At 67.9% G+C, this 16397-nt stretch carries 20 protein-coding genes and 1 tRNA gene; 11 read left to right on the forward strand and 10 right to left on the reverse strand.

Annotation, left to right across the window (positions count from 1 at the left end; translation table 11 throughout):
• Positions 1 to 17 precede the first annotated feature (17 nt).
• Positions 18 to 578, forward strand: a complete 561-nt coding sequence (locus tag AB0F10_RS06815) for a hypothetical protein (protein ID WP_360620845.1) — start codon at positions 18 to 20, stop codon at positions 576 to 578.
• A gap of 327 nt (positions 579 to 905) precedes the next feature.
• Here the strand turns inward: AB0F10_RS06815 and AB0F10_RS06820 are convergent.
• A tRNA-Arg gene (locus AB0F10_RS06820) sits at positions 906 to 981 on the reverse strand.
• Between the two features lie 552 nt (positions 982 to 1533).
• On the opposite strand from AB0F10_RS06820, the gene AB0F10_RS06825 reads away from it, so the two are divergent.
• Positions 1534 to 1776 (forward strand): transposase, encoded by a 243-nt coding sequence (locus AB0F10_RS06825; RefSeq protein WP_360620846.1) that lies wholly within the window; start codon positions 1534 to 1536, stop codon positions 1774 to 1776.
• A gap of 960 nt (positions 1777 to 2736) precedes the next feature.
• Here the strand turns inward: AB0F10_RS06825 and AB0F10_RS06830 are convergent.
• Together AB0F10_RS06830 and AB0F10_RS06835 are read right to left on the reverse strand one after the other, a co-directional pair.
• Positions 2737 to 3993, reverse strand: a complete 1257-nt coding sequence (locus AB0F10_RS06830; protein WP_360620847.1) for a glycosyltransferase — start codon at positions 3991 to 3993, stop codon at positions 2737 to 2739.
• Positions 3990 to 4598, reverse strand: coding sequence for a TetR/AcrR family transcriptional regulator (locus AB0F10_RS06835; RefSeq protein WP_360620848.1), 609 nt, complete (start codon positions 4596 to 4598; stop codon positions 3990 to 3992). The genes AB0F10_RS06830 and AB0F10_RS06835 overlap by 4 nt, the downstream gene beginning before the upstream one ends.
• Before the next feature lie 239 nt (positions 4599 to 4837).
• On the opposite strand from AB0F10_RS06835, the gene AB0F10_RS06840 reads away from it, so the two are divergent.
• On the forward strand, positions 4838 to 5278 hold the full coding sequence (locus AB0F10_RS06840) for a hypothetical protein (RefSeq protein ID WP_360620849.1): 441 nt from the start codon (positions 4838 to 4840) through the stop codon (positions 5276 to 5278).
• Between the two features lie 35 nt (positions 5279 to 5313).
• Here the strand turns inward: AB0F10_RS06840 and AB0F10_RS06845 are convergent, their stop codons facing one another.
• Together AB0F10_RS06845 and AB0F10_RS06850 are read right to left on the reverse strand one after the other, a co-directional pair.
• On the reverse strand, positions 5314 to 5796 hold the full coding sequence (locus AB0F10_RS06845) for an NUDIX hydrolase (RefSeq protein ID WP_360620850.1): 483 nt from the start codon (positions 5794 to 5796) through the stop codon (positions 5314 to 5316).
• Between the two features lie 450 nt (positions 5797 to 6246).
• Entirely contained in the window at positions 6247 to 7440 is a 1194-nt protein-coding gene (locus tag AB0F10_RS06850; RefSeq protein ID WP_360620851.1) for a hypothetical protein, read from the reverse strand.
• A gap of 122 nt (positions 7441 to 7562) precedes the next feature.
• Between AB0F10_RS06850 and hxlB the strand changes: the two genes are divergently transcribed.
• Complete coding sequence (hxlB, locus tag AB0F10_RS06855) at positions 7563 to 8168, forward strand: 6-phospho-3-hexuloisomerase (protein ID WP_360620852.1); 606 nt, start codon at positions 7563 to 7565, stop codon at positions 8166 to 8168.
• Positions 8169 to 8199: 31 nt separating this feature from the next.
• Here hxlB and AB0F10_RS06860 read toward each other — a convergent pair whose 3' ends face one another.
• A complete protein-coding gene (locus AB0F10_RS06860) occupies positions 8200 to 8637 on the reverse strand; it encodes a hypothetical protein (RefSeq protein WP_360620853.1) in 438 nt (145 codons plus the stop codon).
• A 197-nt stretch (positions 8638 to 8834) separates the two neighbouring features.
• On the opposite strand from AB0F10_RS06860, the gene AB0F10_RS06865 reads away from it, so the two are divergent.
• Positions 8835 to 9308, forward strand: coding sequence for an IS1096 element passenger TnpR family protein (locus AB0F10_RS06865; protein WP_360620883.1), 474 nt, complete (start codon positions 8835 to 8837; stop codon positions 9306 to 9308).
• 10 nt (positions 9309 to 9318) lie between these two features.
• Here AB0F10_RS06865 and AB0F10_RS06870 read toward each other — a convergent pair whose 3' ends face one another.
• The 3 genes from AB0F10_RS06870 to AB0F10_RS06880 all read right to left on the reverse strand — a co-directional run bounded on the left by AB0F10_RS06870 (position 9319) and on the right by AB0F10_RS06880 (position 11185).
• On the reverse strand, positions 9319 to 9774 hold the full coding sequence (locus AB0F10_RS06870; protein ID WP_360620854.1) for a hypothetical protein: 456 nt from the start codon (positions 9772 to 9774) through the stop codon (positions 9319 to 9321).
• A complete protein-coding gene (locus tag AB0F10_RS06875) occupies positions 9771 to 10169 on the reverse strand; it encodes a hypothetical protein (protein WP_360620855.1) in 399 nt (132 codons plus the stop codon). The genes AB0F10_RS06870 and AB0F10_RS06875 overlap by 4 nt, the downstream gene beginning before the upstream one ends.
• A 704-nt stretch (positions 10170 to 10873) precedes the next feature.
• Entirely contained in the window at positions 10874 to 11185 is a 312-nt protein-coding gene (locus tag AB0F10_RS06880; protein ID WP_360620856.1) for a hypothetical protein, read from the reverse strand.
• A gap of 171 nt (positions 11186 to 11356) precedes the next feature.
• Between AB0F10_RS06880 and AB0F10_RS06885 the strand changes: the two genes are divergently transcribed.
• The 5 genes from AB0F10_RS06885 (at position 11357) to AB0F10_RS06905 (ending at position 14775) form a co-directional block, all read left to right on the forward strand.
• On the forward strand, positions 11357 to 11740 hold the full coding sequence (locus AB0F10_RS06885; protein ID WP_360620857.1) for a YbaB/EbfC family nucleoid-associated protein: 384 nt from the start codon (positions 11357 to 11359) through the stop codon (positions 11738 to 11740).
• On the forward strand, positions 11737 to 12066 hold the full coding sequence (locus tag AB0F10_RS06890) for a type VII secretion target (protein WP_360620858.1): 330 nt from the start codon (positions 11737 to 11739) through the stop codon (positions 12064 to 12066). The genes AB0F10_RS06885 and AB0F10_RS06890 overlap by 4 nt, the downstream gene beginning before the upstream one ends.
• Positions 12063 to 13328, forward strand: a complete 1266-nt coding sequence (locus AB0F10_RS06895; RefSeq protein WP_360620859.1) for a WXG100 family type VII secretion target — start codon at positions 12063 to 12065, stop codon at positions 13326 to 13328. The genes AB0F10_RS06890 and AB0F10_RS06895 overlap by 4 nt, the downstream gene beginning before the upstream one ends.
• 31 nt (positions 13329 to 13359) lie before the next feature.
• Positions 13360 to 13662: a hypothetical protein gene (locus AB0F10_RS06900; protein ID WP_360620860.1), complete on the forward strand. Its 303-nt coding sequence runs from the start codon at positions 13360 to 13362 to the stop codon at positions 13660 to 13662.
• Between the two features lie 600 nt (positions 13663 to 14262).
• Positions 14263 to 14775 carry a hypothetical protein gene (locus AB0F10_RS06905; protein ID WP_360620861.1) on the forward strand — a complete coding sequence of 171 codons (513 nt, stop codon included), beginning with the start codon at positions 14263 to 14265 and terminating at the stop codon, positions 14773 to 14775.
• Between the two features lie 54 nt (positions 14776 to 14829).
• Here the strand turns inward: AB0F10_RS06905 and AB0F10_RS06910 are convergent, their stop codons facing one another.
• Positions 14830 to 14976, reverse strand: coding sequence for a hypothetical protein (locus AB0F10_RS06910; protein ID WP_360620862.1), 147 nt, complete (start codon positions 14974 to 14976; stop codon positions 14830 to 14832).
• Positions 14977 to 15131: 155 nt separating this feature from the next.
• Between AB0F10_RS06910 and AB0F10_RS06915 the strand changes: the two genes are divergently transcribed.
• Positions 15132 to 16343, forward strand: a complete 1212-nt coding sequence (locus AB0F10_RS06915; protein ID WP_360620863.1) for a TOTE conflict system archaeo-eukaryotic primase domain-containing protein — start codon at positions 15132 to 15134, stop codon at positions 16341 to 16343.
• Positions 16344 to 16397: the final 54 nt, after the last annotated feature.

Genomic DNA, 16397 nt, shown 5'->3' on the forward strand with positions numbered 1-16397 from the left:
TTTGATGGACTGCTCGCATGAGTGGAGAGGTACTCCCCCGCGGCCTGACGCTGCAGATCCCGGTGGGTGACATCGAGGCGGGCAGGCGGTTCTACACGGCGTTGTTCGGCAGAGGCCCGGACTTCGCGCCGCACCACGATTTCCTGGAGTGGCGGGTGCTGGCCGGCGTGGAGCTGTGGTGGCAGGTCGTCGGAATGACCGAGGCCTTCCAACCGCTTGCCACCCGGGTCCGGCTCCTCGTCGATGACGTTCGGGTAGCCGCGCGGCATGTCGAGACGGCGCTCGGTGTGCCCGCCTCGGCGGTCACCACGCTGCCGTCGGTCGTCAAATTCATCAACTTCGAGGACCCCTGGGCAACCGGCTCGGCTACTACCAGGACATCGTCCCGAGCGACGAGCAGCCCGAGCCGGGCGGCAGCGTCCACGACGAGCGGCTGTACGAGACCGACAGCGAAGACGACCTGGCCCACCGGCCCGCTCGCCGTGGTGGCATTCCGCCGTCGTGATCCCGGCGATGCCGCACACGGCCAGCCGATTCCAACCGCAAGCCTCCAGACAGGACGGGCGGAGTCTCTTTGATGGAAAGCGGCTCGGTCAGGCCGGCTCGAGTCCGATGAGCCGGGCGAGGACGGCCATGTTCCCCGGAACCGAATGACCACCGATACCCGACTCGTTGGCTCGTCAATGGGTGGCAACCGGAGAAGAACGCGGCGTGGCGAACTCCGCTACACCAGCGACAATCGCTGACTTGGCGCGCGAGGAATCCGCTCAAACCGATCCGTCTGCCAACTGGTAGGCACGCCCATCCGCCGCCAGCAGTTGCGCGGCCTCGCCTTGCCGTTAGCTTTGATGGCACGGAGCAGCAGCCTGGAATACGCGGCCAGAAGTCAAGTCATGATTCTGGGATGGTGCCCCCGGCAGGAATCGAACCTGCGACACACGGTTTAGGAAACCGATGCTCTATCCCCTGAGCTACGAGGGCCTACGGCCCATATCGTACCTACCTGGGGATACCCACGAGTGCCCGGGCGTCCCATGGGGTGCCAAGGGGTTGCCGTCGGGTGTTGCGACGGCGGTTCCGCCCCTGGTCGGAGGACATGCGGAGCGTTTTTCGTGCATACGCGGCCGGGCTGCCCGGCGGTGACCACGGGTGTCCAGGGCTGATCTCGGGTGCTATCCGGTCACCGAGCACATCTGGAGCGCTTGCGATGCCTCCTGACCAGCCGAAATGCCTTTCGGTGGTCGACTTGACCTTCGCTAGGGGTCACGCAACTGTTCGTGCACCGGTACCGCGGGGTGCGCCTCCTGCGGCAGGGTCGCTGGGGCGTCCCGGCGCGTGGCTTATCGCCGCGGCGGTAGCGGTTCCAGCTGTTGATCCGTATCGACGCCGAGGTGCTGTCTCAGATACTCGCCCGGTTGCTGCGGGCCCGGCAGCACCGGTCATGGTGACCGGACGCCGGTGGCGCCTCGTCATCGCCGTTGACGGCAGGTCGAACGCGGAGCCAGGCCCGCTGACGGCCGGCAGGTCCACCTGTTGTCGGCGTACGACACCAGCACCGGCATCGTGCTCGCCCAGGTACGGGTCGCGGCGAAGTCCAACGAATCCCCGCGTTCACCCACCGCTGCGCCTGGTCGCCGCCGAACTGGGATCGCTAAAGGCGTCCTGATCTTCGCGGACGCCCTCCAAGCCCAGAACGGGCACGCCGAACTACTCGCCGCCACCGGCGGGCATCTGATGGTCGCGGTCAAGGGCAACCAGCCGACCCTTCTCGCCTAGCTCAAAGCCCTGCCATAGGCGCAGATCCCGATCGGGGACCAGACCCGCGAGACCGGCCACGGCCATAAAGAGACCCGCACCGCCAAAGCCGTCACCGTCGCCGCCCCCGGCGGGCTGAGTTTCCCCCGCCCGCCGCAAGCGGTGCGGATCACCCGGACCCGCACGATCAAGGGAAGACCACCCGGGAGATGGTGGTCATGCTGGGTCTTTCGGGAATGACGGTGATCTTATGCTTTGATCACCGTTTCCGGTTGAACCTGTTGACTAGTTCGCGGAGCTTACGCTGGTTCTGCGGTTTGGCCATTTCCTGCCGTCCCCGCGTGACCAGACGCTGTCCTCGAGGGCTCGCCAGGAACGCCTTAATCTGCTGCACCATCGATGTCATTTCTGCCTCGCTTCTGTCGTTGTGTGTCCTTGGTGCGGTGCCCCACCGAGTGGGCTGCCTGAGGCAATTGGCCGCTGGCCCGGCATCGGTGCGGCGTCGGCTGGCGCCTGAGTACCCGGGATGTCTGGTATGTAACCCGTGATCAGGGTGCGCGGTACCTGGAAGTCAACGACTGCCGTGGCGGATTCTCGACGTCGCGGCCTACGCCATCCGATACCAGCGCCTGCTGCGCTTCCGGATAGAACCGTTCCTCACCCGGCTCGCCGACCGGCGGCTCGACTTGGACAAGGCGAGCGCGGAGTTCGCGAGCATCCTTCAAGATCCGTCATATCGAACGGCAGCCTAGAAGCGCCACGCGCCGGGCCTCCCGGCCAGCGGGAGGTCCGGCAACGCTGCCACAGCAAGAGGCACGGCTAGCGGGCCCTTCGCCACGGTGCCGGCCGCCTGGCGGCTGGGTGCTCGAACAGTCGCTCCACTGTCCGAGACGGTCAAGCCGTCGGCGACACGCAGGATGTAGAAGTACTGGTCAGCACCGTCCGGACGGGATGGCCGAGCACCATCGAAGCACCAACTTCCTACTCCAACGCAGTAGTTCGGCGAAGGTGGGCGACGACGTGGTCGGCGGCGATCGCTGCTCCCCGCTCGGCGGCGATCTCACCGGCGTACGAACGGAACGAGCGGTTGGGACCCGTCAGCGCCGACATGAGCTTGGCCAGCCGGTCGACGGTCAGGTCACGGCGGCGCAGCGGTGGCGGACCGGCACCCAGCTCCGCCACCCGGCGGCCGAAGTAGGGCTGGTCGGCGCCGGTCGCCACGACGCCGGTGGGCCGGCCGGCAAGCAGGCTCTCGGCCGTGGTGCCGGCGCCGCCGTGATGGATGACCGCCGCCGAGCGCGGGAACAGCCACCTGAATGGCGCCGCGCGCACCACCAGTGCGCCCGCCGGGTCAAGCCCTGGCTCGGCCGTCGCGGAGGCAGAAGCCTCCGGGGCGACGACGACGACCCGCTGTCCGGCACGCCGGGCGGCGGCCGTGACCAGGTCGACGTCGGTGTCGCCGACACTGCCGAAGCCGACGCACATCGGCGCTGGACCGGCGGCGACGAAGTCGCGCAGCCGCGGGTCGGGCTCGCCGGCCGGCCCGGTCTCCACCCAGAACCCGGTCGACAGCGCCGTTTCAGGCCAGTCCGGCGCCGGCGGTACGACCAGCGGACTCATCGCCGCCAGGGCCGGGGTGCGCCGGACGAGGTCGACGAAGCCGCGCGCCGAGGTGTGGCGCAGGCCGAGCCGGTCGCGCAGGTGCCGCCCGGTGGTGGTGGCCATGCCGGCGGTGACGGTCAGCGCAAGGGAGCCGGCCCAGGTGTTGAGGCGGGTGGTGGACCGCGGACGGACGGCGGCCAGGGTGCTCGGCCCGTGAGCCGTGGGCAGCAGCGGCGCGAACAGCGCGTTCAGCACTCGGCAGCCGCGTGCCTCGGCGAGGGCGGCCGCGTCATCGAACGACAGCAGGCCGGCCACGATCAGGTCGCCCGGCTCGACGGCGGCGAGCGTGGTGTCGGCGACCGCGGGTGCGATCCCGGCCAGCCACCGCGACACGCCCCGGATATAGGCCAGCATGCTGCGCGATACGGCCGTGGTGCCGCCGGGGACGGCGGCGACGGACTCGGCCATCGAGACCGCGACGGTCGCCGGGCGCAGGCCCGCCGCGGACACCAGGGCGGCGTAGTCGGCGAGGGTGACCACGGTGACCGGTACCCCGCGGCCGGACAATTCTCGGCCGAGGGCGACCATCGGTGTGACGTCGCCGCGCGACCCGACCGCAAGCAGCACGACCTTCACGGCTTCCTCCGTTCGAACGGGCGCAGCTGGGCCACGATCACATCTCGCATCGCGCTGGGATACGACGACGGGTCGCCTTCTCCGGCGGCGAGGCCAAGGATCAGGCTGATGAAGACTCCGTAGACGATCGATCCGGCGAGAGCTGCCGCGGGCGCGCCGGCCGGATCGCCTGAATGCTGCACGCACCGCTCGGCGATGCGAGCCACGATCACGTCGAGGCGGCCCGGAGGACGGGCGTCAGGCCCGGCCCGCAGATAGGCGACCAGGTAGTCGTTGGTGAGTTGCCGGTTGGCCGCGACCCAGGCCAGGGCCTCGTCGAACAGCGCGCCCACCTCGGCCGTCAATGAACGCCGCGCGGTGACCGGCTGCCGCACCAATTGTTCGAGGCCGCCGCCGATCGCCTCGAACGCCGTGTCGGACATCGTGGCCAGGAACAGCGCCGACTTGCCACCGACCGCCGCCACGGTGCCAACCGAGACCCCGGCCGCAGCGGCGATTTCGCGTACCGAGGTCGCCTCGAACCCCCGACTGCGAAACAGCTCCCAGGCTGCCACTCTGACCCGTTCGACCCGCTCACGCTGCCCCGCCTGGCGTACCCCGGTCATACCGCCACCTTCACTGAACACGTTCACCGAACATGTTCAGTGTAACAAGGACGGAGCGACGAACGACCATCAGGCCGTTCAGGCCGCGCGGCCAGACCGGGATCCGCCGGTCCGGGTGACCGTGCCGCGCTGACGGCGAAGGTGGACCGCCGCCGGAAGCATGGGTCGGTGGCAACTACTTCGGGGTCTGCGAGACATCCGGCGGTCCGGCGCTCGACCTGTCCAACGACGGCACCGATGTGCCGTTCGACGTGCCTACCCTCGCCGGCTGCCACCTGGCCCCCACCACGCGAGAGCAACACCTGATCCTGATGTTCGCCACCTGTCACCGCGGCGACCTGGCCCGCACCCAGGCCGAGTTCACCGCCAATCTGCCCGCCGCGATCACCGCAGCGCGGCTGGCCGCCTCCGGACATGCCAGCGCGGATCTGGCCGCCCGGGTCGGCAAGACGGCCGGCGCCGACACCGCCATCCAGGCAGTCTCCGATCTCGCTGCACTGATCAGCGCCGCCGGCTTCCAGATCCACCATCCGGTCGCCCATGCACGCCGGGACCTGACCGGGCTGCTCTACGCAGACGGCATCCATGACAGCTTGTATCTGTCTGGCGGGCTCACCCTGCTCACCGCTGCGGCCGGCCCGGCCCGGCCGCCGCAGCCGATGCCCGTGGCCGCCGGATGACTTCGGGGCAGGGAGGGCACGGAAGCCGGGTGCTTTCAACAGATGAAGAAGCCGTTCTCCAGGTAGACCGCGCTGCCGTCGGCGCGGAACTGGAGTGCGGCGGCCACGCGGCGGGCCAGCAGCTCCGACAGTCGTTCGGATGCCTCGACCTCCGCGCACCACGCCCAACCGCGCAACTCCTCGGCGGGAAGCCGGATCTGCGCCGCCTGCTCTTCGGTCAGAACACCCCCATCGAAAACGAGCATCAAGCCCTCGGTGCGGTCCGAGCGCGGCGGCACCCAGTCGGTGACCAGCAGACGGCCGACCTGTATTGGCAGCCCGAGCTCCTCCTTCAGCTCCCGGGCCGCGGCCGCATGCGGCGACTCGTCAGTCTCGATCGCCCCGCCCGGGATCTCCCAGTACGCCTTGTAGGTGGGCTCCACGAGCAGGACACGGCCATCCGCGTTGGTGAGGAGCGCCCCGGCACCCATCCGCTTTCGCGGCAGGGTGGCCGTGTAGTCAGGGGTCTCAGCGGTCATCGCGTCACGCTAACGACGCATGCCAGCAGGTCGCCAGCGCGGCGGACACCACGATCGGCGGTCACTCCGACGGGCAGTGTTGCGACCTCTCTTGAGCAGGTAAAACGCCTTCGACCGTCGACTTGACCTTCGCGAGGGGTCACGCGATCGTTCGTGCACCGGTACCGCGGGGTGCGCCTCCTGCGGCAGCGACGTCGGGTCGTCTCACGCACGAGGCGTCCCGGCGCGTGGCTGAGAGTCCTCGATGGCGACGTTTCGATCAAGGACAGCGAGCAGACCTCCTCCACGCCGCGGCCGCTGGCGTGCGCCGGTCTCATCCGAGCTGGTTGGTTGCCGCGCGGACCTCCTGGGCCGGCTCGCGCCGCACTGCCATCACCGCCTCGTCTGTCGCGTTGCGGCTCCGAATCGCGGCGTGGACAGTCGCCCAGATCGACGATGTCGACCTCTACTTCATGCGGCGCCCTCGACCGTTCCGGATCCGCCAGCCTGCGAGAATCGCCCGGTGACTCGGCCAGGTGTCTCGGCCAAGCGCTTCAGGCGACGGTTGCTGTCGAGGACCTGTTTGGCGACTCGAGCACCGATCTGCTCCTTGCGCGAGCCAGCGTAGGTGGCAAGGGTCGTGATCATGTCGGGCCATCCGTTGACCACGAAACTGGTGAGTGCTCCGACGCCAGCCGCAAGAAGTAGATCGATGGCGTCGTCAACAAGGCGGGAGTGCGCCCGAACTCCAGCGCTTCGGGCGGCGTCGACGGCAGTGTCGAGGGCCCGGCTCTCGCTGGTTCGATGAGGAAGATCGATCATTTCCGCCAAAACCGCGGTTCGAACGAGGCGGACGTTGTCCGACCAGAGTCGAATCCGCCGGTCGGCGTCTCGTTCCGCGAATCCACTGGCCCAGAGCAGTTGAGCCATGAAACGTTCGCTGTTGGTCAGTTCGTAGGGCACGGGCGGGAGGTCCGCCTCGGAGAGTTCCGGAAGCATGGGCCCGCGGACCGGATGGTGCATGACCTGGATGCCGGCGCTGCGGGCGACGAGATCGTGGTATCGCCCGCGAAGCAGGATGGACAGCACATGGGCCCTGCTGACCAGCACGTACAGGTCGCTGTCCGTGCCCAGCTTGGCCGCCTCGGAGGAATGTTCCCAGGCCCGGACCAACTCCTGGTCGCTGACTTCAAGAACCGCGGACAACGGCGCACGCAAACTGAGGTCGAACAAGCCGCCGACCCGCAACGTTGTCGCCTCGCGGTTGGCGCCCAAGGCGGTGGCCAGCCACTGGTCGAACCCGCACCGCATCCCGTACAGCGCCTCGGGGTCCGACATGCAGGTGTCGACGATCCCGCGGAGCTGAGTCGTATTGTCCTGCGCCCAATGGCTGACTTCGGCCGCCGTACGGTCAACCGCGTCGGTCGGCAGCTGCGTGCTGTCGACGAGGTCGGTGACCGCCACCCGCAGGATGTCGTGAGGGCCCTCCGTGGCCAGACGCCTACTACCCGGGCTCGGGAGGACCCGAAACTGTCGCCCGTGGACGATGCCGCAGGTGGCTTGGATGCTCGACACCGCTGACCAGCGGTAGGCATCGCGCATTGGGCCGGCGTAGCTGTTCGCCACCTCGGTGAGACTCGCCCAATCGATGAAGCCCTGCGCCATCCGATCCTCCGTCTGGCTGTGCCCGTCTTCCGCCGCTGACGAGCTTGCGGTAGATCGCGATCTTCATCCTCTGCTTTCCACTTTATCCCCACCTGGCACTGCCGGGTGAAACCATAAGGACGGTGGCACTCGACCCGGCGAACATGGGAGACATTGACATGCCTATGCCCCGCAGCGTCCAAGAATGTTCCGTCCAGGCAGTACACGAGGTTGAGCAGGTCATCCGCGAGATGGCATGGCAGCCATGGGAGGAACTGCCGGCGCTGCTGCGGCAGGCGCGCGCCGTCTTCGCCGTCGGCAACGGGCGCAGCGGGTTCGTGATTCGAATGACTGCCATGCGCCTGATGCACGTCGGCCTGGCCGCGCATGTCGTGGGCGAAACGACGACGCCGGCCATCGCCGCCGACGATGTCTTGATCGCGGTTTCTGGATCAGGATCGACCAACGGCATCGTGTACGCCGCCCGTCAGGCCGCCAACAGCGGGGCCACAGTCATTGCGGTCACGGCAAACGCCGGGGCGGAACTGGCCAAGCTCGCCAAGGTCGTCCTGCTCATCCCGGCGCCGGAGAAGACGGATCATGGCGAGGCCCGCGGCTCTCAGCAGTACGCCGGCTCACTGTTCGAGCAGGTGGCGCTATTCGCCTTCGAAGGGGTCTTCAACGCGCTCTGGCAAGCGAGTGGAACCGACGCCGACGAGATGTACCAGCGCCACGCGAACCTCGGCTGACCATCCACTCGAGCCGAGATCCGGCCGCCTGCTACGCCAATCGCACCATGACCGACGATGCCGTGGCGAAATTTTCCACCGCGTCGTCCAGGCCATGCACTGCGTTCTGGAGAAAGTCGGCGTCGCGGGCAACGACCGCCAGCAGCACCTGCTGCCGCGCCTGTTCCAGCTCCGACAGTGTGGCTTTCACATCGGTGGAGGAGGCTCCTGCCCTGATCCCGCGGACAGCGGCGCGGTACCGCGAATTGTCCCCGACCAATCGGGCCAGCGAGGAAGCCCCAGCCGCCGAAGGCGCGACAACACCGGCCCGCAGTTCCTCGGACGAGCGGATCACATCAACGGCCATTTGCTTGGTGCGCAGTTGGGCTGCTGCCTCCCGCCGCTCGGTCCTGCGCCGAAGGATCATCGCAGCTACTGCGGCCACAGCGACTCCGGCAACGACGAAGATCAGACCAGCTTGTTCGGGCACTCCGAACCGCCCTCCATGATCATCCCCGTCTTAGGCTCCAACTCGACTGTAACCGGCCAGTTGTCAACTTTCCCCGACAAGGTCATCCGAAACGGCCTTAGACACGTCGGTCGCCGACTCCGGGCGCCAAGCACCCGCACCGGCCATTCCGCCCACTTGGCCCTGTCTAGTGACAACTAGTCTAGTGCCGAGTCGGCCTGAGCCCAAACGCTGGCCACGACTGCACGCGACGCACTGGCGAAGGATCGGCCGCGCGTTGCGGTCCAGCACGACGGCATGCCCTTCGCGGCGGGCTCGCGACCGTTCGTTCGCCGGGACCGCGGTATGCACGTCCTGCGGAAACTCAGCCTCAGGCGGCTTCTGGCCCGCCCGCATGCCGATCCGTTCTTCGGTCTGAAGGAGACCACAGACGAGTTCCGGGTCAGGCTGGAGAGGTTGGCGCCGAGGATCGGGGCTGCGCTGAGTATTTCTACGACCTCGGAGATCACTGGGAGCACCGCATGATGGTCGAGCGGATCATCGTGACCGATGAGCCGGAGATCTCGCCGGTCTGTGTCGGTGGGCAAGGCGACGCACCTGAGGAAGACTGGTTCCCCGGCTGTGGCAGACACGGAATGCCCTTCGATCTCGCCTCGATCAATGAGAAAGTTGTCAGGAGCCCACCGCGGTGAACGCCGGATCTCACCAAGTTCGAGCCCAGTCTGGCGGAGGTACGACCGGCAGATCCGGCTCGCCGGTTATCGGTTCGAGGGCGTACAGAATGGCTAGTTCGTCGCTGTCGGGGTCGGTCTGAACGCGTCCGTAGCTGCCGTCTTCGGCGACGAGCAACCAGTAGTCCGGGGCTGGGCTGCCGTCGTCCAGCAGCGCCCGGGTGCGGCCGACCCGGCAGATGGCCTGGGCGAGCTCGAGTTCGCTCGCTTTGGTCAGTTCTCGGAGCTTCTCGCCGGCGCTGAATTCATGTCCGAACTGCCCATCTGCAGGAGTGATCAGGGCTACCGGGTCGGGACCCGGGTGGTCGTTGAGCTCCTCGCGAGGTCCGGCGTACACCAGATCCACCGGGACGTTGTAAATGGTGTGCAGCGCCTGCCGCAGCGCTTCTGCTGGTGCTCTGCGGTCGAAATAGATTCCGTAGGTCATGCCTCGCCCTTGTAGCTCTTGTGGTACTTGAAGACCTCGAGTGCCGCTGGCCAGTGAGCGTCGCTGACGCTCGGGTCCCGGCGCAACGCATCGTGGGCCGCATCGAGGTCGCCGTCGGAGCCGATCAACTGCTTGAGGACCTTGTATTCGGACCGCGACAGATTCACGAGGCCAGGGCCCGAGACCGGAAAGACCGTTCCAGTCGATTCCACAGCGTACGTACGGCCGTTGATCTCATAACGGCTGGTCTCCTCGTCCCACTTGCCTCGACCGGCGGAGATGCCCTCGAGGTCCCCAGCCACATCCGTGCCGGGGAGCACGACGGTGTTCCTGTCCTTGGCAGGGCTCTTCGGCCGAATGTTGTTGAGATTGTGCCGGTTGTTGGGCGGCTTCAACGGGATCTTCGCCGCTGGCCCCTTGACCGGTCCCGCCTCCCCGGCCGGGGAGCCGCTCGACGCGCCTGCGCCGCCTGCCCGACCCCGTCGGGCAACCTCGGCGACTCGGCGCTGGGCCCCAGCGACGCTGTCATCGTCGCCAAGACCCCCGGCGGGCGGCCGGCTCCGGGGAGGACCGCCCCCACCGCCATCGCCACCTGCCGTTGAGCGTTCCCGTTCCGCTGAGGAGCCGTCGTGGTGTGGGGTGTGAGATCTGGCCATGCCTTCCACCCGTCAGATGCCTGGGAGTGACGATCGTATCGACGAAAGTCAAAGCGCCATGGCCTCGCCGAATACTCGACGGTGGCACCCACGGCATTGCCGCGGCAGTTGGGCAGTTTCGGCAGTGCCGTGCCACTCTCGGCGGTGCCGCCGACATCCCGGCGGTTCGGCATCCCGCGCGGCGGTTCGGCGCTTCGGCAGAGCACCCGGCACGTTTCGGCAGTGCCGAGTGCTCTGGACGACGTCGTTGCGGTGCGGTGGCGGCCGCATGCGTTGTTCGGACAGTCAGGAGCGCCGGCCGCGGGTACCCGCGTACCCAGCGCGTGCCGGCGATGCCGCCATGGCGGGGCCGCCAGTCTTGGGCGCCCGTGAGTTCACCGCTCGGGTGGATGCCATGCGCCTGCACAGCCGGCGCTGCTGACATCAATCCCCGGTTTCTGCGGCTACCGCCCAGCCCAGTACCGGTAGGCGTCGATCCACTCCGCGCCTTTCGGTGGCGAGGTGGGCAGCGGCAGATCAAGTAGGTCGATCCGCTGCCGGTTGCGGCCTCGGGCGCAGACCGCGACGATGCCGTCGTCGGTCAGGTCGATCTTCGTCACGGCCACCTCGACGCCGAGCACGGTGGTGGTGAACGGCAGAATCGAATGATCTTCAATCGCCGTGAACAGGCTGATGCGCTGTTCGTCGTCGTTGTACGCGTCGACTGTGGCCTCTTCGATCATCGCCTCAAGCGCCGCGTTCCGCTTCGATGCCATCGGCGGAGGGTATCGGATTCGTCCCGCCGAACGGACGTCCAGCGAATCCGCTGCAGCGGCACCACGTCGGCGCCGGTGGAGGACGTCTGGGGCGGTGGGCGTCGCCTCGCAGGGCCGGGCACATGGCGGTGGCTCGGTAGCCTTGCGGGAGATATCGATGGGAGTAGAGCAGTGAACGACATCGATGCCGCTGGGGAATGGCTGGACGCCTGGGCAGTGCAGGTGAACGCGCAAGCTGCCCGCAGCGTTGAGCTGTCGCGGCGGGTAGCGGAGCTGACCGGTAGCGCGGAGGGCCGTGACGGCGCGATCGGGGTGACGGTCGGGTCGGCCGGTCAGGTGGAGCACCTGGAGCTCGACGATCACGTGCACGAGTTGTCCGGTCCTCGGCTGGCCGAGGAGATCCTGGCGGTCATCCGGCATGCCCAGGCGGACCTGTCCGGCCGGGTGGCTGAGGAGGTGCAGGACACGGTTGGCGCGGACACCGAGACGGGACGCGCCGTGATCCATTCGTTCGACACCCGGTTCCCCGCGGTCGAAGGGCGGGAAGAGCCGTGAGCGCGGATGTGGAGTTTCCGGCTGACGCCGTGCTGCAGCACGCCGGCGCGGTCAGCGGAGTGTCCGAAGAGATGGCGCAGGCTCGCGCGGCGGTGGGTCAGGTCGCCATGGACAGCCAGGCGTACGGACAGCTCTGCCAGTTCTTGCCATCCCTCCTGAGCCCGCTGTTCGGCGACGCCACGGGGGTCATGAACGATGCCGTGGAGGCGCTCGGGGAGACCGCACTGAAGCTACGCGCAACCGCGTCGACCATGACCGCCACGGACGACCGCAGCGCCGGAAACCTGAGGGCGGCGGAAACCCCGACCATCGATCTGCCGCTGTGACCGACAACCCGCTGGTCGCCGACGTACACAGCTCGACCACCTGGTATACCGGGCTCGGCCTGGTCGAGGACGCCGCCCAGATCAGCAACGGCATCCAAGACGGCAGCTGGGTCGACGGCACGCTGGGCGGTGTCGGCGGCAGCCTGGACATGCTGGGCATGGTCATCGATCCACTCGGCTCGCTGGCGGCGTGGGGCGTCGCCTGGCTGATGGAGCACGTCCGGCCCTTGAAGGAAGCCCTGGACTGGCTGGCCGGCAATCCCGACGAGATCGCCGCACACGCGGCCACCTGGCGCAACGCCGCCGCGGCCACGACCACCAGCCAGCAGCACTACGCCGACCTGGTCCGAGCTCAGACCGGCGGCTGGTCCGGCGCCTCCGGTGACGCCTACCGTGGCTACGCGGCCCAGCAGGCCGACGCCCTCGGTGGCATCGCCAAGGCGTCCGAGGGGATCTCGTACGCCGTCGAAGGCGCCGGTCTGATCGTCGGTCTGGTCCGCGGCATCGTCCGTGACCTGATCGCGCAGTTCGTGGGCACCCTCGCCGCCCGCCTACCCCAATGGCTCGCGGAGGCCGGCCTGACGCTGGGCCTGGCCACCCCGGTCGTCGTCGGCCAGGTGGCCGCCCTGGTCGCCAAATGGGTCAACCGTATTCAGGGCTTCATCCGGGCACTGCTCGACAGCCTGCGGCGGCTGAGCGGCAAGCTCACCGAGCTGACCGGCGTGCTGGACGGCCTCAAGAACGCACTCCGCAGGCTCAGCCGCTCCGACCCGACGGGGACCGCTCCCGACGCGCCGCTCCCCGTACGCCAGACCGGTGGGGAGCTCCGGCGACCGCGCGGCGACATCGACTTCGAAGAGGACTGGGCAAACCAGGCCTACGATGCGTTCCGGGCGAGCGACGATGAGCTCCCTGCCGTCGCCGCCACCGCCGGGGAGTACGGCTTCAGCCCCGAGGACATCACGACGATCAAGAATCACGTGTTCCGCGACGAACACGAGCTCGATTTGTACGGCGACAACATCGTCGGACGTTTCGACGCCAACCCACGCATGGCCGAGGCCTGGCAGCGACTCGCCGACGGCAACCCGCACCCTGCGGACATCGACCTGTTGCGGCACGAGCGATTCGAGGCTCAGTCCATGGCCAGCACCGGCGACCCCAGCTACGGGCGTGCGCACACCGCCACGAACGAGGCGGGCTACACGTGGGATCCTGAAGCCGCGGCTCGGGATGGGGTCGGCTACCAGCGAAGGGATTGACAGTGCTCGGCGACGTTGGGCGGTGCCCGCGATGACTGCCTCGATCGGGATCTGGGCCCAGGGTGACCCGGCCGGCGAGTCGGTGCTCTACCGGTGGGAGGCCGATCAGGAGAGCGGCTTCGTGACGTTCGAGGTCTCCACCCGCAGGTTCCGGCCGGCGGACGGTAGCGGCTCGCCGATCGGGGATCTGCTGTTTGATCCTGCGGCGGGCGAGCCGTCGGGCACCGCTGAGGGCGTGAATCGCAGGCTGTTCAACCAGGTGGTCGTCGCGATCATGCGGGCTTACCGGCGGGCAGGCGCGGCGCCCGCGACCGCCCACGCCTACTACTACTGATCGGGCTCCGATCGGCCCGGCCGAGTTCACTGCGCAGCGCCACCGTCGCCGGTTCGCCCGGGTGACGCGCGGTGACACTCACGCGGGGGGCCGATGTTGTCCCGTGGGCCACGGGCGCCGCGCAGGAATGCAACTGGGAAGACGCCGTCCGCGGTCGACTTGAGGGCCGCGAGCGTCGAGCGATCGTTGTGCACCTGTAACGCGGCGCGTGCCAGTCGACCGTTGGTGGTAGATCCTATCGACGTCCGGCTGGGGTGATCACTCTGCGTATCTGGCATGAGTGGGTGGGAAGGCTCGCCATAGCGGCGAAGGTGGCGGCAGCATCGTCGACAACGTCGAGGACTGCGGTGGCCCATCGTCGTCGATCCGGCCACGGTGCCGTCTGCCGCTCGTTGCGAAGCCGAAGGGCTAGTTTTCCACCCGGTACGCCAGGCGTGAGCCGCCAGCCTCACCGCGCTGAGGAAGTCTGCCAGGCTGGGCCGAACGGCCAAGGCAGCACCAGCCGGAGAGACGATTCATGCGGCGCGTACGCGGTGTTGATCGCCGGGCGTCCGGATTCGCGGCGGGTTCTTGTCGGACCCCACTTCTACGGTCCGGGCCATGTCATCGGAAATCTTGGGGCACCTGGCTGCTGCGGCCGACGCCGCCAGCGAAACATTGACCGAGGCTGAGGCCAGCGGCACCGACGTCGGCAAACTGCTGGACGTTTTGGCGGCGGCCAGCACGAGCGCGGTCCGGATTCTGCCGCCCGACCCGTCGGTCAAGGTACTGCGGCGCTACGTAGGCGCGGACGGCCGCGCGATGGTGGAGATGGAGATCGATCTCGATGACGATCTCGTCGAGTACCTCGACACACTGCCGGACCGCAACGCCTTCATCGCGGAGGCTCTGCGCCGGATAGTGAATAAGTCGACGCTCGGCCGTCACGCCTACTACCGAAAGTTAAACGCTGCCGCGCAGGAGTTCGGGCTCCGCGTCGGCTGGGGCACAGACCTCGACTTCTGGATGGATCACCACCCGGAACCACCCGTCCGGCTCACAGCGGAAATCCTCACCGCACATGCCCAGCGGGTGAGCCAGCGACCGCCATGCCACACAGCCGGATCACGGTGACGTCGAGGACCGCGTCCGCCGGCCGGGTGAACTGGCCGCCGTTCGCGGCGCCGATCAGCGGCTCGATCGCTTCCTGCGGCAGCGAGGTCGTGCCGGACACATGGCGACGATGCTGTCGCCGGTGAGGTCGACTTTCTTCACAGTGACCTCGACGCCGAGCACGGTGGTGGCGAACGGCACGACCAGGTGCTCTTCGATCATGGTGAACAGGCCGGTGAGCTGTTCGTCGTCGTTGTACGCGTCGACTGTGGCTTATTCGATCATCGCCTCGAGCGACGCGTTCCGCTTCGGTGCCATCGGCGGAGGATAGCGGCCTGTCGTCGTAGGTTCGAAGCCCGATACGCCAGAATGATCCGGTGGATGCGACGGCTGAGCACGCCGACTTGCGCCGGGAGGTACAGCGCTTACAGGCCGAGAACGCCAGGCTGTCGCGGCTGTTGGAACTGCGTGGTCAGGACACTGCGCCGTCCCCGGAGCAGCTATCCGCCCCGGTCGCCGCGCCGGGCATGGTCACCATGGCTTCGCCGGTGGCGGACAAGCTGGCCTTGTTCGCCGACCGGTTCCGGGCTCGTACCGACGTGTACGCCGTCCGCTGGGAAAACACTCGTACGGGTGCATCCGGATGGTCACCAGCCGTCGCCGGCGGCTGGCGCAAGGGCATGGATCGGCGCAGCGCCGTCCATCTTCCCCGTACGCCGCAAGTCATCGCGGCTCATCTCGTCGGTGACGTGTTCATGGGCCTCTACCCACTGTTACCCAAGAACACATGTCAGTTCGTCGTCGCCGACTTCGACGGTGCGACGGCGATGCTCGACGCGCTCGCCTACGTCAAGGCGTCGAGGGCCAGTGCTGTGCCGGCCGCGTTGGAGATATCCCAGTCGGGCCGGGGGGCCCATGTGTGGATCTTCTTCACTGAGACGCTTCCTGCGGCGACGGCGCGAGCCGTCGGTACCGCGTTGTTGCACGAGGCGATGGTGCTGCGCGGGTCGATGGACCTGCGTTCGTATGACCGGCTGTTTCCCAATCAGGACGTCGTGCCCGACGGCGGGTTCGGCAACCTCATCGCCGCGCCGCTGTACGGTCGCCGTCGTAAGCAAGGCCTCACCACGTTCCTCGATCTCGGCACGCTCGAACCGTACGAGGACCAGTGGGCGTTCCTTTCCACGCTGGATCGGCTCAGCCCCGGCGCTGCGGAACGCCTTGTCCGTAATGCGAAACGCTCCACCACCGGAACCGACGTCGCCACGATCAGCAGGTCCGCCGCAACGCGGGTCCATCCTGCGCTGCCTGCGGTGGTCCACGCGGAACTCGGTGCCGGGTTGAACCTTGACACCGGCCAACTCACCCCGGCCGCGCTCGCGACGTTCAAGCACGCGGCCGCCATGGCCAATCCGAAGTTCTATGAACTGCAACGCCTGCGGAAAATCGACCTGGGACACCCCGCGATTCATCCGCGGTTACGACCTCACCGTCGACGACCACCTGGTCCTGCCCCGCGGGCTGCGACACACCATCAACTCCATCATCGAACAGGCGGGTTCGCGGCTCTCCGTCACCGACGCGCGTAACCCCGGCCAGGAGATCGACGTCGCGTTCACCGGCGAACTCACCGCCAAGCAGGG

Source organism: Actinoplanes sp. NPDC026623, from assembly GCF_040638275.1.
GTDB lineage: Bacteria > Actinomycetota > Actinomycetes > Mycobacteriales > Micromonosporaceae > Actinoplanes.